This window comes from Nonomuraea sp. NPDC048892 (assembly GCF_040649735.1).
In the GTDB taxonomy this organism is placed as follows: Bacteria; Actinomycetota; Actinomycetes; order Streptosporangiales; family Streptosporangiaceae; genus Nonomuraea; species Nonomuraea maheshkhaliensis.
In genome coordinates this window covers 576,798-599,042 of record NZ_JBEZFZ010000001.1, presented here as the reverse complement: position 1 = coordinate 599,042, position 22,245 = coordinate 576,798, and the positions used below count along the sequence as shown (strand labels likewise).

General features: G+C 70.2%; 26 protein-coding genes. 11 read left to right on the top strand and 15 right to left on the bottom strand.

The annotated features are described in order from the left end of the window. Positions 1-145 precede the first annotated feature (145 nt). The 3 genes from AB0C28_RS02960 (at position 146) to AB0C28_RS02950 (ending at position 2,198) form a co-directional block, all read left to right on the top strand. Positions 146-1,492 carry a hypothetical protein gene (locus AB0C28_RS02960; RefSeq protein WP_358072943.1) on the top strand — a complete coding sequence of 449 codons (1,347 nt, stop codon included), beginning with the start codon at positions 146-148 and terminating at the stop codon, positions 1,490-1,492. Positions 1,493-1,581: 89 nt separating this feature from the next. Continuing rightward, positions 1,582-1,920, top strand: a complete 339-nt coding sequence (locus AB0C28_RS02955; RefSeq protein ID WP_357839368.1) for a winged helix-turn-helix domain-containing protein — start codon at positions 1,582-1,584, stop codon at positions 1,918-1,920. Positions 1,921-1,937: 17 nt separating this feature from the next. After that, positions 1,938-2,198, top strand: a complete 261-nt coding sequence (locus tag AB0C28_RS02950) for a hypothetical protein (RefSeq protein ID WP_358072941.1) — start codon at positions 1,938-1,940, stop codon at positions 2,196-2,198. Between the two features lie 15 nt (positions 2,199-2,213). Here AB0C28_RS02950 and AB0C28_RS02945 read toward each other — a convergent pair whose 3' ends face one another. From AB0C28_RS02945 to AB0C28_RS02935, 3 genes are all read right to left on the bottom strand, one after another. Next, positions 2,214-2,657, bottom strand: coding sequence for a protein-tyrosine phosphatase family protein (locus tag AB0C28_RS02945; protein WP_357839374.1), 444 nt, complete (start codon positions 2,655-2,657; stop codon positions 2,214-2,216). A gap of 181 nt (positions 2,658-2,838) precedes the next feature. After that, positions 2,839-3,066 carry a hypothetical protein gene (locus tag AB0C28_RS02940; RefSeq protein ID WP_357839376.1) on the bottom strand — a complete coding sequence of 76 codons (228 nt, stop codon included), beginning with the start codon at positions 3,064-3,066 and terminating at the stop codon, positions 2,839-2,841. A 123-nt stretch (positions 3,067-3,189) separates the two neighbouring features. Continuing rightward, entirely contained in the window at positions 3,190-4,065 is an 876-nt protein-coding gene (locus AB0C28_RS02935) for an alpha/beta hydrolase (protein WP_357839379.1), read from the bottom strand. A gap of 522 nt (positions 4,066-4,587) precedes the next feature. Here AB0C28_RS02935 and AB0C28_RS02930 point away from each other — a divergent pair. Then, positions 4,588-5,373, top strand: a complete 786-nt coding sequence (locus AB0C28_RS02930) for a class I SAM-dependent methyltransferase (RefSeq protein ID WP_358072939.1) — start codon at positions 4,588-4,590, stop codon at positions 5,371-5,373. 3 nt (positions 5,374-5,376) lie between these two features. On the opposite strand, the gene AB0C28_RS02925 is transcribed toward AB0C28_RS02930, so the two are convergent. From AB0C28_RS02925 to AB0C28_RS02915, 3 genes are read right to left on the bottom strand one after another with little or no spacing between them, the layout of a single operon-like run. After that, entirely contained in the window at positions 5,377-6,885 is a 1,509-nt protein-coding gene (locus AB0C28_RS02925; RefSeq protein ID WP_358072937.1) for a tripartite tricarboxylate transporter permease, read from the bottom strand. 20 nt (positions 6,886-6,905) lie between these two features. Continuing rightward, the gene (locus AB0C28_RS02920; RefSeq protein ID WP_358072935.1) at positions 6,906-7,367 is read right to left on the bottom strand and encodes a tripartite tricarboxylate transporter TctB family protein; all 462 of its coding nucleotides are present in this window, start codon (positions 7,365-7,367) and stop codon (positions 6,906-6,908) included. Next, complete coding sequence (locus AB0C28_RS02915) at positions 7,368-8,399, bottom strand: tripartite tricarboxylate transporter substrate-binding protein (protein WP_357839392.1); 1,032 nt, start codon at positions 8,397-8,399, stop codon at positions 7,368-7,370. It abuts the gene before it with no gap. Between the two features lie 173 nt (positions 8,400-8,572). Here AB0C28_RS02915 and AB0C28_RS02910 point away from each other — a divergent pair, with 173 nt between their 5' ends. Next, a complete protein-coding gene (locus AB0C28_RS02910; RefSeq protein ID WP_346102073.1) occupies positions 8,573-9,256 on the top strand; it encodes a response regulator transcription factor in 684 nt (227 codons plus the stop codon). A 6-nt stretch (positions 9,257-9,262) separates the two neighbouring features. Next, positions 9,263-10,669 (top strand): HAMP domain-containing sensor histidine kinase, encoded by a 1,407-nt coding sequence (locus AB0C28_RS02905; protein WP_357839395.1) that lies wholly within the window; start codon positions 9,263-9,265, stop codon positions 10,667-10,669. Positions 10,670-10,755: 86 nt separating this feature from the next. On the opposite strand, the gene AB0C28_RS02900 is transcribed toward AB0C28_RS02905, so the two are convergent. The 3 genes from AB0C28_RS02900 to AB0C28_RS02890 all read right to left on the bottom strand — a co-directional run bounded on the left by AB0C28_RS02900 (position 10,756) and on the right by AB0C28_RS02890 (position 13,117). Then, positions 10,756-11,733 (bottom strand): TAXI family TRAP transporter solute-binding subunit, encoded by a 978-nt coding sequence (locus tag AB0C28_RS02900; protein ID WP_357839398.1) that lies wholly within the window; start codon positions 11,731-11,733, stop codon positions 10,756-10,758. A gap of 74 nt (positions 11,734-11,807) precedes the next feature. After that, positions 11,808-12,419, bottom strand: a complete 612-nt coding sequence (locus AB0C28_RS02895; protein ID WP_358072933.1) for a hypothetical protein — start codon at positions 12,417-12,419, stop codon at positions 11,808-11,810. Beyond that, complete coding sequence (locus AB0C28_RS02890) at positions 12,416-13,117, bottom strand: TetR/AcrR family transcriptional regulator (RefSeq protein WP_358072931.1); 702 nt, start codon at positions 13,115-13,117, stop codon at positions 12,416-12,418. The genes AB0C28_RS02895 and AB0C28_RS02890 overlap by 4 nt, the downstream gene beginning before the upstream one ends. Before the next feature lie 119 nt (positions 13,118-13,236). On the opposite strand from AB0C28_RS02890, the gene AB0C28_RS02885 reads away from it, so the two are divergent. Continuing rightward, positions 13,237-14,301, top strand: a complete 1,065-nt coding sequence (locus tag AB0C28_RS02885; protein ID WP_358072929.1) for a hypothetical protein — start codon at positions 13,237-13,239, stop codon at positions 14,299-14,301. Positions 14,302-14,304: 3 nt separating this feature from the next. On the opposite strand, the gene AB0C28_RS02880 is transcribed toward AB0C28_RS02885, so the two are convergent. After that, the gene (locus AB0C28_RS02880) at positions 14,305-14,964 is read right to left on the bottom strand and encodes a MarR family transcriptional regulator (protein WP_358072927.1); all 660 of its coding nucleotides are present in this window, start codon (positions 14,962-14,964) and stop codon (positions 14,305-14,307) included. 198 nt (positions 14,965-15,162) lie between these two features. On the opposite strand from AB0C28_RS02880, the gene AB0C28_RS02875 reads away from it, so the two are divergent. Further along, entirely contained in the window at positions 15,163-16,371 is a 1,209-nt protein-coding gene (locus AB0C28_RS02875) for a cytochrome P450 (RefSeq protein ID WP_358072925.1), read from the top strand. A 6-nt stretch (positions 16,372-16,377) separates the two neighbouring features. Here AB0C28_RS02875 and AB0C28_RS02870 read toward each other — a convergent pair whose 3' ends face one another. Both AB0C28_RS02870 and AB0C28_RS02865 read right to left on the bottom strand, forming a co-directional pair. Further along, entirely contained in the window at positions 16,378-17,022 is a 645-nt protein-coding gene (locus AB0C28_RS02870) for a DNA alkylation repair protein (RefSeq protein ID WP_357840654.1), read from the bottom strand. Between the two features lie 120 nt (positions 17,023-17,142). After that, positions 17,143-17,646, bottom strand: a complete 504-nt coding sequence (locus tag AB0C28_RS02865; RefSeq protein WP_358072923.1) for an AAA family ATPase — start codon at positions 17,644-17,646, stop codon at positions 17,143-17,145. Between the two features lie 261 nt (positions 17,647-17,907). On the opposite strand from AB0C28_RS02865, the gene AB0C28_RS02860 reads away from it, so the two are divergent. Continuing rightward, positions 17,908-18,405, top strand: coding sequence for a hypothetical protein (locus AB0C28_RS02860; RefSeq protein WP_357839418.1), 498 nt, complete (start codon positions 17,908-17,910; stop codon positions 18,403-18,405). A gap of 100 nt (positions 18,406-18,505) precedes the next feature. Here AB0C28_RS02860 and AB0C28_RS02855 read toward each other — a convergent pair whose 3' ends face one another. Continuing rightward, positions 18,506-19,804 carry an amidohydrolase family protein gene (locus AB0C28_RS02855; RefSeq protein ID WP_358072921.1) on the bottom strand — a complete coding sequence of 433 codons (1,299 nt, stop codon included), beginning with the start codon at positions 19,802-19,804 and terminating at the stop codon, positions 18,506-18,508. An 87-nt stretch (positions 19,805-19,891) separates the two neighbouring features. On the opposite strand from AB0C28_RS02855, the gene AB0C28_RS02850 reads away from it, so the two are divergent. After that, entirely contained in the window at positions 19,892-20,347 is a 456-nt protein-coding gene (locus AB0C28_RS02850; protein ID WP_357839424.1) for a MarR family transcriptional regulator, read from the top strand. Here AB0C28_RS02850 and AB0C28_RS02845 read toward each other — a convergent pair. Beyond that, a complete protein-coding gene (locus AB0C28_RS02845; protein WP_357840657.1) occupies positions 20,336-20,695 on the bottom strand; it encodes a VOC family protein in 360 nt (119 codons plus the stop codon). The two genes, AB0C28_RS02850 and AB0C28_RS02845, sit on opposite strands and share 12 nt — an antisense overlap. A 119-nt stretch (positions 20,696-20,814) precedes the next feature. Next, on the bottom strand, positions 20,815-20,997 hold the full coding sequence (locus tag AB0C28_RS02840) for a hypothetical protein (RefSeq protein ID WP_358072919.1): 183 nt from the start codon (positions 20,995-20,997) through the stop codon (positions 20,815-20,817). Between the two features lie 221 nt (positions 20,998-21,218). Between AB0C28_RS02840 and AB0C28_RS02835 the strand changes: the two genes are divergently transcribed. Beyond that, positions 21,219-22,112 (top strand): aminoglycoside phosphotransferase family protein, encoded by an 894-nt coding sequence (locus tag AB0C28_RS02835; protein WP_358072917.1) that lies wholly within the window; start codon positions 21,219-21,221, stop codon positions 22,110-22,112. Positions 22,113-22,245: the final 133 nt, after the last annotated feature.

Below are 22,245 nucleotides of genomic sequence, written 5' to 3'. Positions count from 1 at the left end.
CCGCGCCGCGATTGCACGCAGCCGGCCGCCCCGGCGGTCGTGGCGAGGCGCGGTGAACGGTCGCGGAGGGGCGCAGTGAAACGCCCGATTACCTGAGCGAGATGTCCACTATTGTGGTGGCTCGGACACACGGAGGAAGCGGATCATGCTGGCCCATCGCGCCCTGATGATCACCATGTTGCCGGCGATCGGGCTGCGCGTGCTGGCCGTGCTCGGTTTCCCTCCCGCCATCCTCTTCTACGGCGACTCCTTCGCGTTCCTGCGCGAGGAGCTGACGCCCGGGACGACGCGACCGTCCGGATACTCGCTGCTCCTCGCCGTGCTGCGGCCCGCGCACAGCCTCACCCTGGTCACGGTCCTGCAGCACCTGCTCGGGCTGGCGCTCGCGGTCACGGTGTACGCGCTGCTGCGCCGCCGCGGCCTGCCGGGCTGGGGCGCCGCGCTGCTGGTCACCCCGCTGCTGTACGACGAGTTCCTCCTGCTGCTCGAACACATGATCATGGCCGACGCGGTCTTCGTCGTGCTCGTCACGGCGGCCGTCGCACTCATCGTCTGGCGCGTCTCGCCGACCACGGCGGCCGTGGGCGGGCTGCTGCTCGGGCTGGCCGGGATCACCAGGACGGTCGGCCTGCCGCTGCTCATCCTGACCGCCGCCTACCTGCTGATCAGGCGGTACGGCTGGCGCCCCCTCGTCGCGCTGCTGGTCGCCGGGGTGATTCCGCTGGGCGCGTACGCCACCTGGATGAAGGTGGAGAAGGGCAAGTTCGGCCTGACCGAGGCCGACGGCAACTTCCTGTGGTCCAGGACCATGAGCTTCGCCGACTGCGCGGTGATCAAGCCGCCGGAACGACTGGCCGTGCTCTGCCCCGATATGCCGGTGGCGCAGCGGCCCTATCCGCCGCACTGGCTGTGGGAGAGCTTCTCGCCCCTGCTCAAGGTGCCGGGGGCGGCCAACCGCAACCAGTTGGCCGGCGAGTTCGCCAGGCAGGCCATTCTCGCCCAGCCCGGGGGCTACCTCGGGGCCGTCGCGACGGATCTCACCCAGCTGCTGCGCTGGGAGCGGACGGCCGTGGACGAGAAGACGCCGTACAAGCTGCCCACCTCGGAGCGGCCCATCAGCGAGTCCGTCCGCGGCGTGGCCGAGTCGTACGAGGCCGGGCCGGCCGCGACGCGGGTGGTGGAGCCGTTCGCCGGGTGGCTGCGGGCGTACCAGCGGTTCGGGTACGTGCCGTTCCCACTGCTCATGCTGGCCCTGGTCGGCGCGCTGGTGGCGGCGCCGCTCCGGCGACGGTGGGACGCGCTCCTGCCCGGGGTCGCCGCGCTCGCCCTGGCCGTCTCGCCGCCGTTCCTGGCCGCGTTCGACGTCCGGTACGTGATCCCGGCGATCCCACTCGTGTGCCTGGCGGTGGGGCTGACCTTCGCCGGCACCAGGACCCCGTTCATCGGCCGACGGGCGGAGGCCGAGCAGCGAGAACCGGCCGAGGTCGCGTAGCCACAACGCGAAACGGCGTGCTGGCAGGCGCACGGCGGCCGGTGTTACCGTTGCACCTGTAACAGCGCACTTACACGTGATGGGAAGCTATGACGGAGGCCGGGCCGACAGGTGACGACCTGGTCGAGATGCTGGCGGCGCTGGCCAACCCCCTGCGGCTGCGCATCGTCGCGCAACTGGCCGCCGGACGCGACTACGTGAGCCACCTGGCTCGCGTGATCGGCATCAGCCGCCCGCTCCTGCACATGCACCTGCGCCGGCTGGAGGCCGCCGGTCTCATCGCCGGCAGCCTGGAACTGTCGGACGACGGCAAGGCCATGAAGTACTACCAGGTCACCGACTTCAGCCTGCACCTGACCGCGTCGACACTGGCCGAGGCGGCCAAGACACTCACCACCCCCGACCCCGCCGAGGGTCCCGGACGCTAGGAGCCCTCCCGATGCCCATGACCTGGCCCGAGGTGATCTTCTTTCTCGGTGTGCTGATCCTCGTCACATTCCTCATCAGCGTGGTCATCGTGGGCTTGTTCGAGTCCCGCAAGTCCAAGCTTCAAGCCGCTCAGGCGGACGACCTGCGCCGGCTCGTGCAGCGCTTCGAGCAGTTGGCCGAGAACACCATGGACGCCCAGCAACGGGTAGCCGCCGACCTGGCGGAACTTCGCGCACGCACCACCACGATCGAGCAGATCTTACGAACGGTGGAGTAAGCCGAAGGTCGGCGGTCAGGGGTGGTCGGGCCGGCCCGCGTCGAAGCGGGCTACCAAGCGGCGCTGCCAGGGGGTCTCGACGGCGTGTTTCGCGTAGTGCTCGCGGACGTAGGCCACCGCCTGGTCAGAGGGCACGCCGTCGAGCACGGCCAGGCAGGCCAGGGCGGTGCCGGTGCGGCCGCGCCCGCCGCCGCAGGCGACCTCGACGCGCTCGGACCCGGCCCGCTCCCACGCCTCGCGCAGGGCCTCGACGGTGGCCGCCCGGTCGGCGGGAAGCCAGAAGTCGGGCCAGCGTAACCACCGGTGCTCCCACTCGACCGGTGGCGGCGGCTTGCCCAGCAGGTAGAGGGCGAAGGCCGGCAGCGGCCCCGATGGCAGCGGATATCGCAGACCCCTGCCCCGGACGAGACGCCCCGAGGGCAGCCTCAGCACTCCCTCGGCAGCGGGTTCCCACGTCATGATCCGAGGCTAACCCGCCCGCTCGGCCCGCCCCCGGCCGTTCATCCCAGAGCGGACAGCGGACGGTCCCGTTCATCCCAGAGCGGAACCGACCCGTCCCAACTCATCCCAAAGCGGACACCGCGCCGCTCCGGCCGGTCAGCGGGTTCGACCGGTTGAGCCGGGCCGGTCAGCGGGCCGATCAGTGGGTACGACCGGCCCGTCCTCGGTTGCGGCGGAAGATGCCGAACTCGGCGACGAGCCCCAGCAGGGCGCCGCCGCCGAAGGCGATCAGCTCGTCCGCACCGAGGGCGGGGTTCCGGTCCATCAGCAGCGTGACGAGCACGTTGCCGACGACGATCCCCGCGATGAGCAGGGCGATGAGCCGGACGGCCGGGACGACGGATGCCGTGTGCTGGTCATCACTCATCGGGATGCCCCTTTCCGGTGGGTCGAAGACGTCTATATGTAGACAGCCTACTCGTCTCAAGTCCGGGGCGAGCACCCTGCCGGGAAACCAGTCCTGCCCGCCCTGCTCAGCGGAGGTTTTACGTCAGCGCCGTCCGGCCCACGTGGCCAGCCGGCTCAGGAAGGTCCTGGTCGTGGGCAGGTGCTCGCCCTCGGCGACCAGTACGGCCGCGTGGAAGGCATGCGGCATCCCCTCGTACACGTCGAGGTCCACCGGCGTTCCCGCCGCCGACGCCGCCTCGGCGAAGCGGCGTACATCCGGCAACAGGATCTCGTCGCCCCCGACCGACAGCAGAAGCGGTGCGAGCCCGCGCAGATCGCCGTAAGCGGGCGACTGCGGCGCCTCGTCGGGGCGGGCGCCGGCGAGGTACTGGGCGGCGATCGGCTCCATGATGGACGGGTCGATCGAGTCGCGCCCGCCGCCCTCGCCCGGCGCGGGGAACGAGGTCGCGAAGTCGGTGATCGGCGAGACGGGGACGGCTCCGCCGGGCATGGGGTCCCCGGCGGCGGCGAGCAGCAGCAGGGCCGAGAGGATCAGCGTGGCGCCGGCCGACTCGCCGACCAGCAGGATCCGGCCGGCCGGCACCCCCTGCCCGAGCAGCCCCCGGTACGCGGCCAGCACGTCCTCGATCGCGGCCGGGTACGGATGGGCGGGCGCCAGGCGGTAGTCCACCGCGTAGACAGGGCGGCCGGTGGCCTTGGACAGGCGGTGAGCCATGATCCGTTCCATCGGCGGGTTGCTCATGGAGAAGCCGCCGCCGTGCACGTACAGGGTGACGCCGGCCTCCGGAGTGACTCCGCCGGCCGTGACCCAGGCGCCGGGCACGCCGCCGACGGACGGCAGCACGGGGTCGAGGCTCGCGTCGCCGCCGAGAGACGGCGGGGCGGAGAACAGCCCGCCCATCTGGGCACGGACGCCGTCCGCTTCCTGCGGGGTGGCGGGGATGTGGGTGATGTTCATGAGAAGGAGGTCCTTTGATCGCCCGAGGCACGCAGGGGCACACGGGCACGCTGAGATGACCGCGAAGATTCGCGGTGGGAAGGCCGAAGCCGCGAAGACGCGGCGAAAGCCGGGCACCGCGCGGGCGCGGCGAAACAGCCGGACGCCGCGAAGACGCGGTGAAAGAGCCGGTAACCGGGAAAGTGCGGTTATAGCCGGAAACGGCGCATCATCATCGCCCGGACAGCACGCACCAACCTGATCGGTACGTCGACAAGACCTGATCGGTACGCCGACAAGACCTGATCAGTGCATCGGCAAGGAGCCGGTCAGCCGGGGATGACGCGCGGGCGCTGAGCGCTCAGGCGCGACCTGTGACGTGTGAGTCCACGATGATCATCCCCTTGGTGAACGGTGCCGCCCACCCGCCGACGTCCTCCCGATCGGCGTCACACGACACGCCCGGCCATTGAAGCGGCGCCCGCCCCCGGCTGTCAACAATGCGCTCGACCGCGTACCAAGAAGATCGCTACGCTGTCGGCCATGCGGGACGGTGTCTATCGTTACAACGAAGAGCGCTGGCAGGCCCTGGTCGCGGCGGACGCCCTGTTCACCAGGCCCATGCTCGACCTCGACCAGCACAGCGCCCGCGCCTATCTCGGCCTCGAACGGCTCGGCCTGCCCGGCGACGTGGCGGGCGCGGAGGTGCTCTGCCTGGCGAGCGGAGGCGGCCAGCAGTCCGCCGCCTTCGCCCTGCTCGGCGCCGACGTGACCGTCTTCGACATCTCCTCGGGCCAGCTCGAACGCGACCGCCAGGCGGCCGACCACTACGACGTCGCCGTCCGTACCGTCCAGGGGGACATGCGGGACCTGTCGGCCCTCGGCGGCTCCGCGTTCGACCTGGTCTGGCATCCGTACTCGCTGACCTTCGTCCCCGACGCGCGGGTGGTCTTCCGCGAGGTGGCCGGGGTGGTCGCCGAGGGCGGCCACTACTACCTGATGTGCGCCAACCCGTTCTACTCCGGGCTCACCCACCACGCCTGGAACGGCGCCGGCTACCCGCTCGACCAGCCCTACACCGACGGGGCCGAGACGAGCTACCCCGACCAGGACTGGGTCTACGAGCGCGAGCCGGGCGGCCGGACCGTGCAGCGGCCCAGGGAATACCGGCAGACGCTGAGCCGCATCGTCAACAGCCTGGTCGCCGAGGGCTTCACCCTGCGCTTCCTGGCCGAGGTCGACGACGGCGACGCCGAGGCGGAGCCGGGGAGCTGGCACCATTTCATGGCGGTGGCACCGCCATGGCTGGAGTTCGTCTGGCGGCGTTGAGCACTACGACTCCTCCTCCGTGAAGACGACCTCGCGGCGCCGGCGGATCGCGGGCAGCATGGCGACGACGAGCGCCGCCACGGTCAGGGCCAGGAGCACCGCGGAGATCGGCCGGGTCAGGAAGACCGACGCGTCGCCGCGGGAGATGATCAGCGCCCGGCGCAGGTTCTCCTCCAGCAGCGGCCCGAGGACGAAGCCGAGCAGCAGCGGCGCCGGCTCGCAGCCGCACTTGATCAGCACGTAGCCCAGGAGCCCGAAGAAGACGATCGCGTAGACGTCGTAGGCGTTGAAGCTCAGCGAGTACGTGCCGATCGACGCGAACAGGATGATCATCGGGAACAGCACCTGGTACGGGATGTGCAGCATGCGCACCCAGATCCCGATCAGCGGCAGGTTCAGCAGCACGAGCAGCACGTTCCCGATCCACATCGACGCGATCAGGCCCCAGAACAGCGCGGGCTCGTCGGTGATGACGTTCGGTCCCGGGGTGATGCCGTGCACGATGAACGCGCCGACCATCAGCGCCATCACCGGGTGGGCGGGCAGGCCCAGGGTGAGCAGCGGGATGAACGAGGTCTGCGCGGCGGCGTTGTTGGCCGACTCGGGGCCTGCCACGCCTTCGATCGCGCCGCTGCCGAACTCGTGCCGCCGCTTCGAGATCCGCTTCTCGACGGCGTACGAGGTGAACGAGGCGAGCACGTGGCCGCCGCCGGGCAGGACGCCGAGCGCGGCGCCGAGTCCGGTGCCCCGCAGGATGGGGCCGATGATCCTGCGCCGGTCCTCGCGGGTGGGCCAGAGGTTCTTCACCCGGCCCACAATCGCCGTGCGGGTCTGCTCGTTCTCCAGGTTGCGCAGGATCTCGGCCAGCCCGAACATGCCGACGGCGACGGAGACGAAGTCGATGCCGCCGTACAGTTCGCGCTGGTCGAACACGAAGCGGGGGGTGCCGGTGTAGATGTCCTGGCCGACGGTGCCGAGCAGGACGCCGAGCGCGATCATGGCCAGCGCCTTGAGCGCCGTGCCGCGGGCCAGCGCGATCGAGACGATCAGGCCGAGCAGCACCAGCGCGAAATACTCGGCCGGCCCGAACTGCAGCGCGACGCGGGCCAGCGGCGGGGCGGCGACGGCGAGCGCGACGGTGGCGATCGTGCCCGCGACGAAGGACCCGACCGCGGCGGCGGCCAGCGCCGCGCCGGCCCGGCCCTGCTTGGCCATCTCGTGCCCGTCGAGCGCGGTGACCGCCGCCGACGACTCGCCGGGCAGGTTGATCAGGATGGCGGTCGTCGAGCCGCCGTACTGGGCGCCGTAGTAGATGCCGGCCAGCATGATCAGCGCGGTGACCGGCTCGAAGCTGAACGTGATCGGCAGCAGCATCGCCACCGTCGCCGTCGGGCCGATGCCGGGCAGTACGCCGACCGCCGTGCCGAGCAGCACTCCCACGAAGCAGTAGAGGACGTTCTGGACCAGGAGGGCGGTGGAGAAGCCCAGGGCGAGGTTGTCGAGGAGTTCCATGCCTCAATCCGGAAGCCGCGTCAGAATCCCAGCCACGGGCCCACGAGCGGGATCCGCAACTGGAGTCCGACGACGAAGATGAGCGTGCTGGCCGCGGTCAGCCCGGCCGCCACGGCCAGGGCCATGAGCGGACGTACGCGCGTGCTGGCCAGCGTGGTGAGCAGGGCCGTCACCGCCGACGTCGGCACGAACCCGAGGCCGCGTACGGTGAAGCCGAAGAACAGGACCGCGACCGTGATGGCGGCGACCGCCCGCCACGGGATCGGCCCGAACGTGATCACCTCGCCGGCGACGAGGCCCTTGACCACGATGGCCAGGCCCAGCCCGGCCACGATCAGGCCGACGAGCAGCGGGAAGGCTCCGGGGCCCATCCGCAGCGGGGTGCCCAGCTCGTAGCCGAGCGACCCCGCCACGAACGCGCCACCGATCAGGACGAAGATCCCCCCGGCGAGGACGTCGGGGAGAGACCGGCGGCGCTCCACTCAGGAGGCCTTCACGCCGGCGTCGGCGATGACCTTCGCCCAGGTGCCGAGCTGCTCCTGGAGCTTGGTCAGGTGCGCCTGCGGCGTCGCGTCCGCGGCCGGGACCGGGGCGGTGCCGAGCTTGGCCATCTGGTCGATGACCTTCTGGTCGGTCAGCGCCGCCTGCAACGCCTCGGACAGCTTCTGGACGACCTCCTTCGGCGTGCCCTTCGGCGCGTAGAGGCCGTGCCAGACACTGACCTTGAGGTCGGGCAGCCCGCCCTCGGTCGTGGTGGGCAGGTCGGGCAGGCTCTTCACCCGCTCAGGCGTGGTGACCGCGTACGCCTTCACCTCGCCCGCTGTGATCTGGCCGCTGGTGTTGGTGGTCTGGTCGCACATGAAGTCGACCTGGCCGCCGACGAGGTCGGTCAGCGCGGGTCCTGTGCCCTCGTACGGGACCTCCTGCAGTTTGACGCCGGTGGCGCTCTGGAAGAGCAGGCCACACAGGTGGGAGGCGGCGCCGATGCCGGCGTTGGCCAGCGTGACCTTGCCGGAGTTCGCCTTCACGTAGGTGACCAGCTCCTGCAGGGTCTTGGGCTCGAAGTCCTTGCGCGCGACGATCGTCATCGGCACCTCGGTGACGAGGCCGATCGTCTCGAAGCTCTCGACCGGCTTGTAGCCGAGGTTCTGGTAGAGCGCGGGCGCCGTGGACATGCCGATGTGGTGCATCAGCACGGTGTAGCCGTCGGGGTCCGCGCGCGAGACCTCGCCGGCGCCGACGGTGCCGCCCGCGCCCTCGACGTTCTGCACGACGATCTTGCCGCCGAGCTTGGCCGCCATCGGGGTGGCGATCAGGCGGGTGACGGTGTCGGTCGGGCCGCCCGCGCTGAACGGCACCACGAACGTGATGTTCTGCTCCGGATAGCCGGCGCCGGTCGAGGCCGTCGTGCCCCCACCCGTGCCGCCGTTGCCGGAGCAGGCCGCGACGAGCGTGACCACACCGATCGCGGTGATCATCCGCGTGGCGGTCCTGTACCTGCTGAACGTTCTCATGTCGCGGCCTCCTCGTCAGCGCATGCGCATTTGTCGGTGAGTGCGCCGACTCAGTGTCGAATGGCGGGGGCGCGGATGGTGTCAGAGGAATCCCAAGGAATGTGCGAGATGTCAGAGAAATCCCAAGAACTCGGGGGCTAACGCCGGTGGCGACGCTGGTCGTACAATCCGGTATGCGGATCACCATCATCGAGGATGACGACCGCGTGGCGCGGGGCCTGGTCACGGTCCTGGCTCAGGCGGGTTTCGAGGTCCATCGCCTGGCCACCGCGGCCGAGGCCGTGCGCGCCGCACCGTCCGACGTGGTCCTCGTCGACCTGGGCCTGCCCGACGGCGACGGGCTCGACGTGATCCGCAAGCTGCGCGACCGCCCCGAGACCGCCGTCATCGCCGTGACCGCCCGCTCGGAGGAGCACGAACGGGTCCGCGGCCTGCGCGCCGGCGCCGACGACTACATCGTCAAGCCGTTCGGCATCCCCGAGCTGCTGGCCAGGATCGACGCCGTCCTGCGGCGCACCCGGGTCGCCCGCGCCCTGAGCCATCCCGACGAGCCGCTCGTCCTCGGCCCGATGCGGATCGGCGTCGGCACGCGCGAGGTCACCGTCGAGGACACTCCCGTGACGCTGACCCGCAAGGAGTTCGAGCTGCTCCTGCTGCTGGCCCGCCGGGCGCCCAACGTGGTGAGCCGCGACGTCATCCTCGACCAGATCTGGGGCGCGACCTGGGAATCCTCCAGCCGCACCCTCGACACCCACATCGCCGCGTTACGCCACAAGGTCGGGCCCGCCGTCATCATCCGGACGATCCACGGGGTCGGATATCGGCTCCTGGCCGACCATCCGGAGCTGATCGGCTGATCTCCCGTGCATCGTCGCCTGCTGGTCGTCCTCGTGCCCCTCGCGGTGCTGCTCGTCGCCGCGCTCGGGCTGCCGCTCAGCGTCAGCGTGGCCGAGCGGGAGATCCAGGAGACGTACGTCGACCGGCTCAACGACGTCGGCAGGTTCGCCTCCCTGGCCGAGACCGCGCTCTCGACCGGCCGCACCGAGGCGCTGCACCGGGAGCTGGCCCGCTACCACGAGCTTTACGGCATCCCCGTCGCGGTCATCGACACCTCGGGCACGGTGCTGATCGGGCCGGTCGGCGCGTACCAGAAGGCGGCCAGGAACGAGCCCGCGCTGCCCCGCATCGTGACCGCGGCGCTGGCCGGGACGCGGCCGGAGCCGTCAGGCGACTGGACGCCGTGGGACGACTCCGCGCTCGTGGTCGCCGAGCCGGTGGGCCGCGACAGCGAGGTCGTCGGCGCCGTCGTGACCATCTCCGACCTGTCGAAGACCAGGCAGGGCATCCTCCTCCAGTGGGCCCAGCTCGCCGCGCTCGGCCTGCTCCCCCTGGTCGCGCTGACGGCCGTGGCCTGGCCGGTGTCGGCGTGGGTGCTGCGGCCTGTGCGCGAACTGGACGCGGCCAGCTCACGCATCTCCCAGGGCGACCTCACCACCAGAGCCGACGCCGAGGCGGGCCCGGTCGAGCTGCGGCGGCTGGCGGAGTCGTTCAACACCATGATGGACGCGGTCGAGAACGCCGTGCAGCGGCAGCGGGCGTTCGTCTCGGACGCCTCGCACCAGCTGCGCAACCCGCTGACCAGCCTCCGGCTGGCCGTCGAGAGCCTGGAGCCGCACCTGCGGCAGAACGGCGAAGGGCGTCTGGTGTACGACGTCGCCGTGGACGAGCTCAAGGCGATGCAGCGGATGCTGAACTCGCTGCAGGCCAGCGCCCGGATGGAGAGCATCAGAACGGCGTCGCCCGTGGATCTGGACGCGGTGCTGGCGACCCGGGTGGAGCGGTGGCGGGCGTTGACGGCGACGGCGGGGCAGACCTTGACCGTCGAGGTGCCGGCCGGGTTGCGGCTGCTGGAGCCGCCCGGGGGGCTGGGCAGCATCCTGGACGAGCTGATCAGCAACGCGTTGCGGCTGTCGGACGCGCGGCTGGTCGCGGTGAGCGCCCGCGTCGCCGGTGGAGCCGTTGAGATCGCCGTCCGTGACGACGGTCAGGGGATCGACGTGTCGGAACGGGCTCAGGCGGTGCGGCGGTTCTGGCGGTCGCCGCGGCATCAGAACGTGCCGGGGACCGGGCTGGGGCTGGCGATCTGTGCCGATCTGGTGGGGGCTGCCGGGGGTGAGCTGCGGCTGGAGGACGGCCTGCCTCGGCCCGGCGGGGACGGGCACGGGTTCGCGGCGGTCGTCGCGCTGCCGGTCGTGACCGAAACGGACTGAGGCTGGTGGCTGGTGGCTCGCGCCGAGCTGACCTCAGCGTTCGCGTTCAACGGTGACGGTCAGCGTTTGCGTTCAACACTGAACGGTCAGCGTTTGCGTTCTCTGAACCAGGCGGCCGCGCCAGGATGCAGCGGGGCCGAGGCGGTGGCGATCCCGGTGCGCACGTTGATCTGCCACGCCTCCGGAACGGCCTCGGCCTCGTCGCGGCTGGCCGAGGTGATCGTGCGGGTGTGCGTGAAGATGGTGTCGGTGATGGCGTACACCAGGTCGGCGGGCAGGTCGTCACGGGCGAGCAGCACGTTCGGCACCGCCACGGTACGGGTGGCAGGGACACCCGTGTAGGCGGTCGCCGGGATCATGGCGGGCGCGTACGGGCCGGGGAACGCCGTGAACAGCCCGTCAGCCTGCGCGTCCATCGGGATCAGCCGGATCGCGTGCTGCTGCGCCAGCTCCGTGATGGCCGGTGTCGGGACGCCGGTCAGGGAGAACATCGCGTCGATCGCGCCGTCGCGCAGCGCTGCCGCCGACTCGGCCTGACTGAGGTTGCGGCTCTCTGTCTCCACCCGGCCGAGCCGCAGCAGCCGCAGCGAGGTGAACTCCGTGCCCGAGTCGCGGGCGCCGAGAGAGATGCGCTTGCCCTGAAGGTCACGAAACTTCTCGATCTTCGATCCGGCCATGACCACCAGGTGCAGGTGGCTGTCGTACAGGCGGCAGATCGCCGAGAGCCCGCGCGGCGCGCTGCCGTCGGCCGTGATGAGGGCGTCGAGGCTGGTCAGGCCCAGGTGCACCTCGCCCGCCCGTAACATCTGGATGTTGTCGGTGGACGCCCCGCTCGGTACGGTGACCACCGTGGCGCCGGGCACCTGCTCGGAGATGTGCGCGGCCAGCGCCCCGCCGATGCGCCGGTACACCGCGCCCGCCGGTCCGGTGGCCAGGCGTATGTCGGTCACACCGGCGGCGGAGCGCGGGGAGGAGCAGCCCGCGAGCACGCCTCCGGCGGCCAGCAGCACCGCCCGCCGGCTGAGCCGCGATCCTTCGCCCGCCTTACGGACGGCCGCCTTCACGCTCGCTCCGCCTGTCCTGCGGACGGCCGCCTTCGCGCTCACTTCGCTTGACCTGCGGACGGCCGCCTTCGCGCTCACTTCGTGAACCCGCCGGTCCTGCTCCACCGCAACACGGACGATCCGCGTTTGAAGGTGATCTGGTTCCCGCCGTCGCCCGCCGAGATCCGTTCCCAGCCGTCGAAGCTCCGCGTGAGATGGTGCGCCCACGTGCGCAGGTCCCTCACGCCCACGGCGGCGATCGACTCCATCGGCGGCTCGCCGTCCGAGCAGTAGTCGCCGAAGTCCGCGATGGCCGCGACGGTCTTTCCGAAGGCCCGGAGCTCGATGCCCTGGCACGCCTCGGTCTTCGTGCCGTAGATCAGGCGCGGCCGCGTCCAGGTGCCGGTCGGGCCGCTGGAGTGCTGCTCATAGAGGCCCTTGCCACGTCGATAGTGCATGGCCACCCGCCGGCCGTCGTCCAGCTCGGCCATGGCGTTGTACGGATCGCCTTCGCCGTTCCAGCGAATGTCACTTTTGCGCAGCCCGACATCGGCGGGCGGTGCGGAGGTGGTCGGCGCAGAGGTGGTCGGCTCGCCGGGGCGCGTCGCGGCGGGCGTCGCCCGTACGCTCACAGGCTCCTGACCGCCACACCCCGCCGCCACCAGCAGAAGGACCCCGGCGAGCACCAGCGGCTCGATCCTGTTCATTCCCGATCACCTTCGCTCTGTTCAAGGACCGGACTCGCCGGGGCGGCGGCGTCGAGTGCCGGGGCGAGCGACGACAAGGCGGCCCGCATCAAGTCGGGCAGCGAGCCGGACGGCACCACCACCAGCCCGCCGGCCGACGCGCTCTCCAGCCCGCCCGCCGACGCTCCGAACGACGCCCCGACCGACGACAGCCACGATTGGAGCGCTAGCTTGGCCGCCGTGCCGACGCAGGCGGCCAGCACCTCGGCGGCGAGCCGGTCCATGCCGCCCGTGCGCTCGACCAGCGCCTCCGCGAGCGGCCCGGCCAGCGACCCGGCGGTCTCGGCGTAGGTCTCGCGCAGTGCGGGGCTGGTTGTGATCATCAGCAGCGCGTCCCGCGCCTCGTCGCCCGGATCCGTGAACTGCTCGACGACGGCGTCGATCACGGCCTCGGACAGGCTGACGCCGGCCGGCCGGGCGGTCACGGCCGCGGCGATGCGCGACTCCCTGTCCGCGGTGACGGCTGCGACGATCGCCTGCTCACGGCTGGAGAAGTAGTTGTTGTACGTCCTCGGGGACACGCCGGCGGCGTCGGCGATGTCGTCCACGCGGACGTTCTCCGGCCCCTGCTCCAGGGCGAGCCGCAGGGCGGCGACCCGCAGCGCCTCCCTCGTGGCCTGCTTCTTCCGCTCCCGCAGACCCGGACGGCGTGTAGTCACCCCTCCACCCTCCCAGGATCGCCTACTCCCGCGCAAATTTACGTACACGCAATTTTGCGCGCACGCATCTTTTTGCGGTACGGTCGATCCGCCATCATCCGTACGAAAGGACCCACCCCATGCGAGCCAGAGGCATCGCCTACGACACCGGCTTCATCGGCCTTCCCGGCCACCCCAGCTCCCGCGAGCCCTTCGACCCCGACGTGGTCCTGCGGGAGCTGACCATCATCCGCGACGACCTGCACTGCGACGCGGTCCACCTCGTCGGCGGCGACCCCGACCGGCTGGAGATCGCCGCGCGTCACGCCGCCCGGCTCGGGCTGGAGGTCTGGTTCTCGCCGTACCCGCTGGAGCTGACTCTCGGCGAGATCCGCACGTTGTTCGCCGACTGCGCGGAGCGGGCCGAGCGACTCAGGGCCGAGGGGGCGGAGGTCGTGTTCGTGGCCGGCGTCGAGCTGAGCATCATGAACCGCGGGTTCGTCGAAGGCGACACCATCGCCGAGCGGCTCGGCCACCTGCTGGCCGACCCGGACGGCAGGCCGGAACGGCTCGCCACCGTGAGCAGCCGGCTCAACGCCTTTTTCCGCGAGGTCGTGCCTTCCGTACGTGAGCGCTTCCACGGGAAGGTGACGTACGCCGCCATCCAGTTCGAACAGGTCGACTGGGACCTGTTCGACTTCGTCACGCTCGAACTCATCCGCTCCGCCGAGGTCGCCGACCGGTTCCGCGACGGCGTACGCGCCATCGTCACCGCGCGGCAGAAGCCCGTCGCGATCACCGGCTTCGCCTGCGCGACCTGGCGTGGGGCGGCCGACGTCGCCCCGCGCAGCATGGAGATCGCCCGCCACGACGAGGTCACCGGCCGCACCCGCATCGACGGCGCGTACGAGCGCGACGAGGCCGGACAAGCCGCGTACCTGACCGAACTGCTCGACATCTTCGACGAGGAGGGCGTCGACAGCGCTTTCCTGTACCTCTTCGCCCTCTACAACTACCCGCACCGCCCCGACGGCGACCCCCGTGACGACCTCGACCTCGCCAGCCCCGGCATCGTCAAGGTCTACGAACCGGGCCGCACCGGCGTCACCTATCCCGGCCTGCCGTGGGAGCCCAAGGAGGCGTTCACCGCGGTCGCCGCGCATTACGCCCGGCCCGCTGCTCCTTCGAGTCCCGCTCTCAGCTGAACGTCAGGCGAGGAGGTGGCGTGAGCGTTCGGCCGACTCCATGATGTCCAGGCAGACCCTTTCCAGGAACGCCCCGCCCTTGGCCAGCCGCTGCCCCACCGGGCTGTCGGGGTCGAACGTCTCCTTCGCCGCCAGCGCGGCCCGCACCGTATCCAGTGTCTGCCGGGCACTGATCATGACCGAGTGGTACCAGGTGTCGTCGTCGACCACGTAGATGTCGCGGCGCCGTCGCGGGTCGCGCTCGCGCCGGACGTACCCCTGCTCGACCAGGAAGTTGACGGCCACGGAGACGGACGCGGGGCTGACCTTCAGCCGGGTGGTCAGCTCGGCCGCGGTGCGTCTGCCGTCCTCGGACAGCAGCAGGTCGAAGTGGACGCGCGCCGTCAGCTTCGGCAGCCCCGTCTTGACCGCGAGCTCCAGGATCTCCGCCTCCACGACGCTGTCCGGCGATTCGTCCGCGCGCGGCGGCGCCGGCGTGCCCCGCCTGGCCCGCCGGACCGTCGCCTGGTGCGCCTGCTGGGGCCGGTAGTCGCCGGGGCCGCCGTTGCGGGCGATCTCGCGGCTGACCGTCGACGTCGGCCGGTCGAGCCGCCGGGCGATCTCGGCGTAGGAGAGCCCGCCGGCGAGTCCGGCGGCGATGTGCTGGCGTTCGCGCTGGGTCAACCGTCCTCCTGGCATGCCGTCAGTATTGCCTTCGCCGCCAGTCATTGCAACGCGGCATTGCGTTCACGGACAGGGTCATTGCATCAATTTATCGGCCTTTAGCTGGGCAAACTCCCTGTCGCCGATTGACCTCATTCCGAATGCAACGTAGCTTTCATGCTGAGCCGAACACGTACTATCGCGAAAGCAGGCACGGCCATGAGCGAAACCGTCCACACCGCGTCGGCGCTGCCGGCCGCGCGGCCGTCCGGCTGCCCCTTCGACCCGCCCAAGGAGCTGCTCCAGGCCCGCGAGCACGGCCCGATCAGCCGCTACCCCTTCCCCGGCGGGCACGAGGGCTGGCTGGTCACCGGCTACGACCTGGTCCGATCGGTGCTGGCCGACCCCCGGTTCAGCTCGCGCAAGGAGCTCATGCGCCACCACCCGCTGATCGACTACGGCGACATCGAGGTCCCTCCTGCGCCGCCCGGCGAGTTCCTGCTGATGGACGAACCCCAGCACAGCCGCTACCGCAAACCGCTGGTGGGCAAGTTCACCGTGCGGCGGATGCGGCTGCTCACCGAGCGGGTCGAGCAGGTCACCGCCGCGCACCTGGACGCGATGGAGCAGGCCGGGCCGCCGGCGGACCTGGTCACCGCGTTCGCCAAGCCCATCCCCGCCGTCGTCATCTGCGAGCTGCTCGGAGTCCCGTACGAGGACAGAGGCTCCTTCCAGGAGCACATCGACAAGTTCCTCGGCGGGGAGGCGGCCGACGAGGAGCTGTACGCGGCCTACCTCGCCACCCAGGAGTACCTCGCCGAACTGGTCGCCGCCAAGCGCGCCAACCCCACCGACGACGTGCTCAGCGACCTGCTCGACAGCGACCTCACCGACGAGGAGCTGCGCGGGATGGCGCTGATCCTGCTGTCGGCCGGCTTCGACACCACCGCGAACATGCTGGCCCTGGGCACCTTCGCGCTGCTGCGCAACCCGGAGCAGCTGGCCGCGCTGCGCGCCGATCCCACGCTCACCGAGCCGGCCGTGGAGGAGCTGCTGCGCTATCTGAGCGTGGCCAAGATGTTCACCAGGGTGACTTTGGAGGACGTCGAGCTGGGCGGGCAGAGCATCAAGGCCGGTACGACGCTTCTGCTGTCGTACAGCACCGCCAACCGCGACCCCGAGCGCTTCACCGACCCGCACGTGCTCGACCTCGGCCGGCAGGACGGCGGCCACCTGGCCTTCGGCCACGGCATCCACCAGTGCCTGGGCCAGCAGCTGGCCCGCGTCGAGATGCGGGTCGCCTTCCCCGCGCTGCTCAACCGCCTCCCCGGCCTGCGGCTGGCCGTACCCGCGGAAGAGATTCCGCTACGTCCCGAGACCGCCGACATCCACGGGCTCAAGAGCCTCCCCGTCACCTGGGACGCGTGATCCGGTCTATTCGCCCTGCCGCCTGCGGACGATCTCGTCGATCCAGATCGGCGCGAACGGAGACGTGCACCCCGGGGACGTCGGATAGTCCTTGAGCACCTCCAGGCGCTCGCCGATGTCGATGGCACGGGCGCGGTGCTGGGCGTGGTCGATGCCGATCTGGGCCAGACAGTGGTTCATCGCCCACTGCAGGCGATCCGGGGCGTCTCGCATCTCCGCCTCGATGACGTCGAGCAGCGCGGGCAGGTCGAGACCTTCCGGCTTCTTCGCCACCCGTTCGGTGGTCAGCGCCCAGCCGGCACTCGCGACCACCGGATCGGGATCGGCGAACCAGGCTCGACGCAGCTCCTCGGCGTGCGGGCTCTTCTTCACCACGTAGTTGACGAGCCAGTCGTGCACCTTGGGCGCGCGTGTCTGGCGGATCATGGTGTCCAGCTCGGCCTGCGAGAACGCCTTCGGGCGGCAGATGAGCAGCGCGAGCAGCCGGGCCGCGGTGTCGTCGGTCGCCCAGAGCAGGAGGGCGAGGTCGTGCTGCGTCTTCAGGCGTTTGGCGACGGCGCGGAGTTTGCCGAGGTTGACGCCGTGGTCGTCGCCGTGCCGCTCGTTCACCTCACGCGCCCGGGGGTCTTCGAGCCCGGCCAGCTCGGCCATCAGCTCAGCCACCGTCGCCTGAGCTTGGGCAGTCGTCTGGATTGGGGTCTTGGCCACCGTCGTCCGAGCCACGTCAGCCTCCTGTCCGTTCTGTCCCGTGTCGGCAGCCTACGACGGCGCTCACCGTCCTGCCGTACCGGCTGGAGCCTCGGGACCGCCCGCCAGCCCTTCAAGCTGCCCCACGACCTCGTCGATCGGCGCGGATGTGTCGATCTCAACCGTGCACGTCGCTCTGAGCAGCGGCTGCACGTCGGCCAGATCCCGCAGAATGGCCGCACGTTCCGCAGGACGCTTGCCGAAGGGGTTGTTGGTCCTGGTCGCGATGCGGGCCAGCATGATCTCAGCGGGGGCGCTGAGCAGGACGACCTGGTCGAACTGCGGATAGAACCGTCCTTGGTTGGATTTGCAGCCCACCACGAAGAGAGCACCGTCACGGTGGCCGGCGAGCAGTTCACTGATGGCCGGCTCCCGCCACACCCAGTCGGCCGTCCCGTCGGGCAGGGTCTCCCAGCGGCTCCACTGGTCGGTATCCGTGTCGACGGCGCGATGCCCCCTGGCCGCCAGCAGCTCCGACACCGTGGACTTGCCGGTGCCCGACATCCCCGTGATCAGGATCTTCACCATCCGCCGACCCTAAGCCCTGCCCCTCGGCCCCGTGTGCCGTGTCGTCCCCGGGGGCGCGTCGATGAAACTTTCAACCTTTACGCGGGCAATACGGCCGCGCGGGCCCGATTCCCGGCCTGGTGAGCACACCTCGCCCCGTCCGCCCAGGCTCCCTCGCAGCCCTTAGCGCCGGGCCGAATCAGCCGCCCGCGACCGGATCTCTGGACGGCCTGGGGTCCCGACCGTACTCTCCGGGCGGGCTTCACCGACATCATTGACGAGATGAGGTTGGAATTGACACGTTCGCCAGCACGTCGTGCGGCCGGCTCCGCCGCCATCGTCATCGCCACCCTCGTGGCGATCCTGATGCCCGTCACCCCCGCCCACGCCACCTACGGCGCGGACCTGCCCGTTTCCATCACGGTGACCTCGAACGCCGGTCCGCCCCTCATGCTCGCCCAGGTGACAGGCACGGTCGCGTTCGACGACGGGAACACGAAGTTCAGGTATTCGCTCCGGCTGTGCTGGGGCAGCGGGTCCTACCCCAGGCCGAACCTGTACGTCTCCGTCAACGGCAGCAGCACGTTCTATCCGGGCCAGACGAGCACCTCGCCAGCTCCGGCTGGCTGCCAGTTGTCGCTGTACCACCACGACGGTGAGTACACCCACCCCTCCACCATCGCCAACATCACCGTGTACGTGCAGGGCGGCTGGTTCTACCCCGGCCAGACGTACAACAGCCGGACCAAGTCCCTCACCTACGACAACCCGTACAACTGAGCGGTCCTTCGAGCCCGGGCGGGTGGCCGGAGCCCACCTGCCCGAGGCCTGCCTGCCCGAGGACCACCGCGACAGACCCCCCGATGCGTCGGCCGGCCGCTCACCGTGCCTCGGGCACCCATGATCCGCCGATCGGGATGCCGGCCGCCGCCGCGATGCGTTCACGCGACTCCAGGAGCCGGCCGCGCAGCGCCGGCAGATCCACGCCGAGCAACCGCCCACCCCGCTTGACCGCCTTGCCCGCGACGAAGACACTGTCCACCAGCCCCGGATGACCGGCGGCGACGATGGTGCCCACGGGGTTGCCGACAGGAAAGATCGACGGGTCCTCGGCGTCGAGGAGGACCAAATCGGCATCCTTGCCGACGGTGATGCTGCCGGTCCTCGCATCGAGCCCGCACGCCCGCGCGCCCTCCACCGTGGCGAACCCGAGGACGTCCCGCGCCGTAAGACCACCCCCTGTCACCAGGCCGCGCTGCACGGAGAAGGCCGTACGCATGGTGGAGAACATGTCACCCCCCACGGACGGGCAGTCGTCGATCGACAACGACGGGCGGATCCCGGCGGCCAGCATGCGTCCGGTCTCCGGCCAGCCGAGGCCCATCTTCAGCTCGACGTCCGGGCTGATCGACACCGAACAGCCCGCGTCGGCCAGCATCGCCACCTGGTCGTCGGACAGGCCGTTGGCGTGCACGAAGGTCGTACGGTCGTCGAGCAGCCCTCGATCACGCATGCCGGCGACCGGACGGCGGCCGCTGGGCCAGCCGGTGGCGCCGTGCACGTGCACGCTCACCCGCAGCCCGAGCTCGCGCGCCAGGGCGACGTCGGCGGCGGTGTCGTCCATGGTGCTGAGCTGCGGCCCGCGCAGGCCCAGCGCCATGCCGTCGTCCGGCAGCTGTGCCCGTACGCGCGTGATCTCCGGCGTGATGTCCGGCCCGATGGCGCCGTAGCAGAACACCGAGCGGCCGGGCGCCTCGCGCAGCGCCTGGATCGCGGCGTCGGCGTTCTCGGGACGGTCGGAGCAGTGAAACCAGTCGAGCATGGTCGTGACACCCGAGCTCAGCGCCTCGATCCGGCCGAGCAGGTTGCCCAGGTAGACGTCCTCAGGACGGTAGTGGGGCTTGAGTGTGCCGTGCACGGCGACGCGGTACTGGTCGAACGTCCAGTCCGCGCCGATGCCACGGAACGCGGTCTGCCAGGTGTGCCGGTGGGTGTCCACGAACCCCGGCATCACGATCTTGCCCGTGGCGTCCACCACCTCGGCGCCGGCCGCGTCCACGGTCGCACCGACCGCGGCGATCCGCCCGTCCTCGATGAGCACGTCCCCCCGCGGCAGATCCCCCACCTCCGGATCCACGCTGACCACCATGCCACCACGCACCAATGTCCTCACGGCCATGCGCGTTCCTCCCCTTGAAGTTGATGCATCAACTCTAGGAGGACGAAGTTGTCGCGTCAACTGCAGCTCACCAGGTACGATTCCGCCATGCCGGAGACGCTGGAACCCGACGAGTGGAACCTCTGGGACACCTGGATGCGCGCCCAGCGCCTGCTCGTCCGCGAACTCGACCGCGGCCTGCAGCGCGACCACGGCATCTCGAAGGCGGAGTTCAGCGTGCTGGTGACGCTGTCGCGGGCGTCAGGCGGGGAGATGCGCGTCGGCGAACTCGTCGATTCCCTCGAATGGGAGAAGAGCCGCGTCTCCCACCAGCTCACCCGCATGGAGAACCGCGGCTTCGTGGCGCGCACCGAGGGCGGTCCCAGCGGCCGCCGCACCCGGATCGGCCTGACCGCCCAGGGACGCCGCCTCATCCAGGACGCCGTACGCGGGCACGCCGGCAACATCCGCCGCTACTTCCTCGACTCACTCACCCCTGAGCAGGCCACGACCATCCGCGCGTGGAGCGAGCAGCTCATCGACCGCATCGAGTCACCCTCCTGATGGTTCTTCAGTGGCCTGGGGGATCCCCGCGAGCGACATGCTGTTGCCGTCCGGATCGAGAACTTCGACGTGCCGCACCCCGTTGGAGTAGGTCTCCACAGGCTCGTGCTCGATACCGTGCGCGGCCAGCCGGGCCAGGAAGTCATCGAGGTCGGTGACCCCGAACGTGATCATGGTGCCGCCGACGCGTGCGGCCCGGACGTCCCGATCGTCGATGACCAGGTACGCGTTCTCACCCACCTGCCACAGGTACTCCTCGCCGATGACCTCGTCCGCCGGCCGCCCGAAGAACACCTCGTACCACTTCAGCGACACCGCCCGATCACGTACGCACACGACGCTGTGCATGTCCACGAAACCGCTCCTTTCGAATCACTCCGCACTCGAAAAGGAGACTCCTCACGCGCCCAAAACTCATCACCAACCGACCGGCCTCGGAACGGGCCGGCATGCGACCGGGGCGGTTTCTACTCGTCTTCTCCTTCGGCCTTCTCGTTCGTCGCGAGCGCGTACGAGAGGGCGATTCCGAGGCACACGGCCATCGACGTGCCGAGGATGAAGTTGTCCAACGCGACACCCAGGGCCATCCCCATCGCGATGCCCGGCCAGATGCCGACCTTCCCATTGAAGGATTTCTTGCCGCTCGTCATGGTTCCATCTTCGTGCAGAAGCGCGTAACGGCGTAGACGTCGCAGTCATGAGGACGACATGACAGTTGTCACGCGACGGCGGCGACCAATACCGGCTGACGACCTCATTGAGGCGGCCAGTACGCCAGGGGGAAATTCGATCGACAGAACAGCCGCGGTTCATGCACGGTGATGCTCCAACCGCCCGCTCGTATGGCGCGGGCCGATCGCAGGAGTTGCTCTTGGCGACCGCGAGAACCGCGAACGACCGCCCCACGATCACTGCCGCACTGGTCAGAAAGCTGGTCGACACGCAGTTCCCGCAGTGGGCCGCATTGCCTCTCGAACTGCTCGATCCGGCCGGCTCGGACCATGTGATCTACCGGCTGGGCGAGCAGCTGTCCGTCCGGCTGCCCCGCCACGGCGGCGCCATCCGCCAGGCCCAGAAGGAGTTCGAGTGGCTACCCCGCCTGGCCCCGCACCTTCCCCTGGCCATCCCCGTACCGGTAGGAGTGGGTGAGCCCGACTTCGGCTATCCGTGGCGGTGGGCGGTGTCCCGCTGGCTGGAGGGCGAGGTGGCCACGGTCGAGGCCCTGGCCGACTCGTCCACGGCCGCCGTCCAGTTGGCGGAATTCCTCACCGCCCTGCAGCGCTTCGGCCCCGAATACGCCAGGGAACCCCACGCGGACCTCACCACCCAGCCGCTGGCCGCCAGAGACCGTGCCACCCGGGCCGCCATCACAGCGGTCAGCGACATATTCGACCCCACCGCCATGACGGCCCTGTGGAACGAAGCCCTGAACGCCCCAGAATGGGATCGACGCCCGGTCTGGTTCCACGGCGACTTCCACACCGGCAACCTGCTGACCATCGACGGCCGTCTCGGCGCGGTCATCGACTTCGGCGGCCTCGGCATCGGCGATCCGGCCTGCGACCTCATGATCGCCTTCACCCTGATGTCACCCATCAGCCGAGCCGCCTTCCGCACCACCCTCGACCTCGACGACGCCACCTGGACCAGGGGCCGCGGCTGGGCCCTCGCCACCGGCCTGAACGCCTACACCACCTACGCCGCCACCAACCCCAGAATCGCCACCCAAACCACCCGCCAGATCACCCAAGCCCTCGTCGGTTAATAGGACCCTTTAAAGGGATATTCGTCCCATTCCGCGAACGCGTCACTCGCCATTACAGCGACAGGTGGTGGAGGTGAAACCATAGGTACGGCGGAGCCGTTCACGACAGGCTCCGCCGTACCCCCCGAAAACC

Bases quoted from the DNA above. Each gene is read 5' to 3' on its own strand.
- AB0C28_RS02960 (WP_358072943.1), top strand. From the start codon at position 146: ATGCTGGCCCATCGCGCCCTGATGATCACCATGTTGCCGGCGATCGGG.
- AB0C28_RS02955 (WP_357839368.1), top strand. From the start codon at position 1,582: ATGACGGAGGCCGGGCCGACAGGTGACGACCTGGTCGAGATGCTGGCG.
- AB0C28_RS02950 (WP_358072941.1), top strand. From the start codon at position 1,938: ATGACCTGGCCCGAGGTGATCTTCTTTCTCGGTGTGCTGATCCTCGTC.
- AB0C28_RS02945 (WP_357839374.1), bottom strand. From the start codon at position 2,657: ATGACGTGGGAACCCGCTGCCGAGGGAGTGCTGAGGCTGCCCTCGGGG.
- AB0C28_RS02940 (WP_357839376.1), bottom strand. From the start codon at position 3,066: ATGAGTGATGACCAGCACACGGCATCCGTCGTCCCGGCCGTCCGGCTC.
- AB0C28_RS02935 (WP_357839379.1), bottom strand. From the start codon at position 4,065: ATGAACATCACCCACATCCCCGCCACCCCGCAGGAAGCGGACGGCGTC.
- AB0C28_RS02930 (WP_358072939.1), top strand. From the start codon at position 4,588: ATGCGGGACGGTGTCTATCGTTACAACGAAGAGCGCTGGCAGGCCCTG.
- AB0C28_RS02925 (WP_358072937.1), bottom strand. From the start codon at position 6,885: ATGGAACTCCTCGACAACCTCGCCCTGGGCTTCTCCACCGCCCTCCTG.
- AB0C28_RS02915 (WP_357839392.1), bottom strand. From the start codon at position 8,399: ATGAGAACGTTCAGCAGGTACAGGACCGCCACGCGGATGATCACCGCG.
- AB0C28_RS02910 (WP_346102073.1), top strand. From the start codon at position 8,573: ATGCGGATCACCATCATCGAGGATGACGACCGCGTGGCGCGGGGCCTG.
- AB0C28_RS02895 (WP_358072933.1), bottom strand. From the start codon at position 12,419: ATGAACAGGATCGAGCCGCTGGTGCTCGCCGGGGTCCTTCTGCTGGTG.
- AB0C28_RS02885 (WP_358072929.1), top strand. From the start codon at position 13,237: ATGCGAGCCAGAGGCATCGCCTACGACACCGGCTTCATCGGCCTTCCC.
- AB0C28_RS02875 (WP_358072925.1), top strand. From the start codon at position 15,163: ATGAGCGAAACCGTCCACACCGCGTCGGCGCTGCCGGCCGCGCGGCCG.
- AB0C28_RS02870 (WP_357840654.1), bottom strand. From the start codon at position 17,022: ATGGCCGAGCTGGCCGGGCTCGAAGACCCCCGGGCGCGTGAGGTGAAC.
- AB0C28_RS02865 (WP_358072923.1), bottom strand. From the start codon at position 17,646: ATGGTGAAGATCCTGATCACGGGGATGTCGGGCACCGGCAAGTCCACG.
- AB0C28_RS02860 (WP_357839418.1), top strand. From the start codon at position 17,908: ATGAGGTTGGAATTGACACGTTCGCCAGCACGTCGTGCGGCCGGCTCC.
- AB0C28_RS02855 (WP_358072921.1), bottom strand. From the start codon at position 19,804: ATGGCCGTGAGGACATTGGTGCGTGGTGGCATGGTGGTCAGCGTGGAT.
- AB0C28_RS02850 (WP_357839424.1), top strand. From the start codon at position 19,892: ATGCCGGAGACGCTGGAACCCGACGAGTGGAACCTCTGGGACACCTGG.
- AB0C28_RS02845 (WP_357840657.1), bottom strand. From the start codon at position 20,695: ATGCACAGCGTCGTGTGCGTACGTGATCGGGCGGTGTCGCTGAAGTGG.
- AB0C28_RS02840 (WP_358072919.1), bottom strand. From the start codon at position 20,997: ATGACGAGCGGCAAGAAATCCTTCAATGGGAAGGTCGGCATCTGGCCG.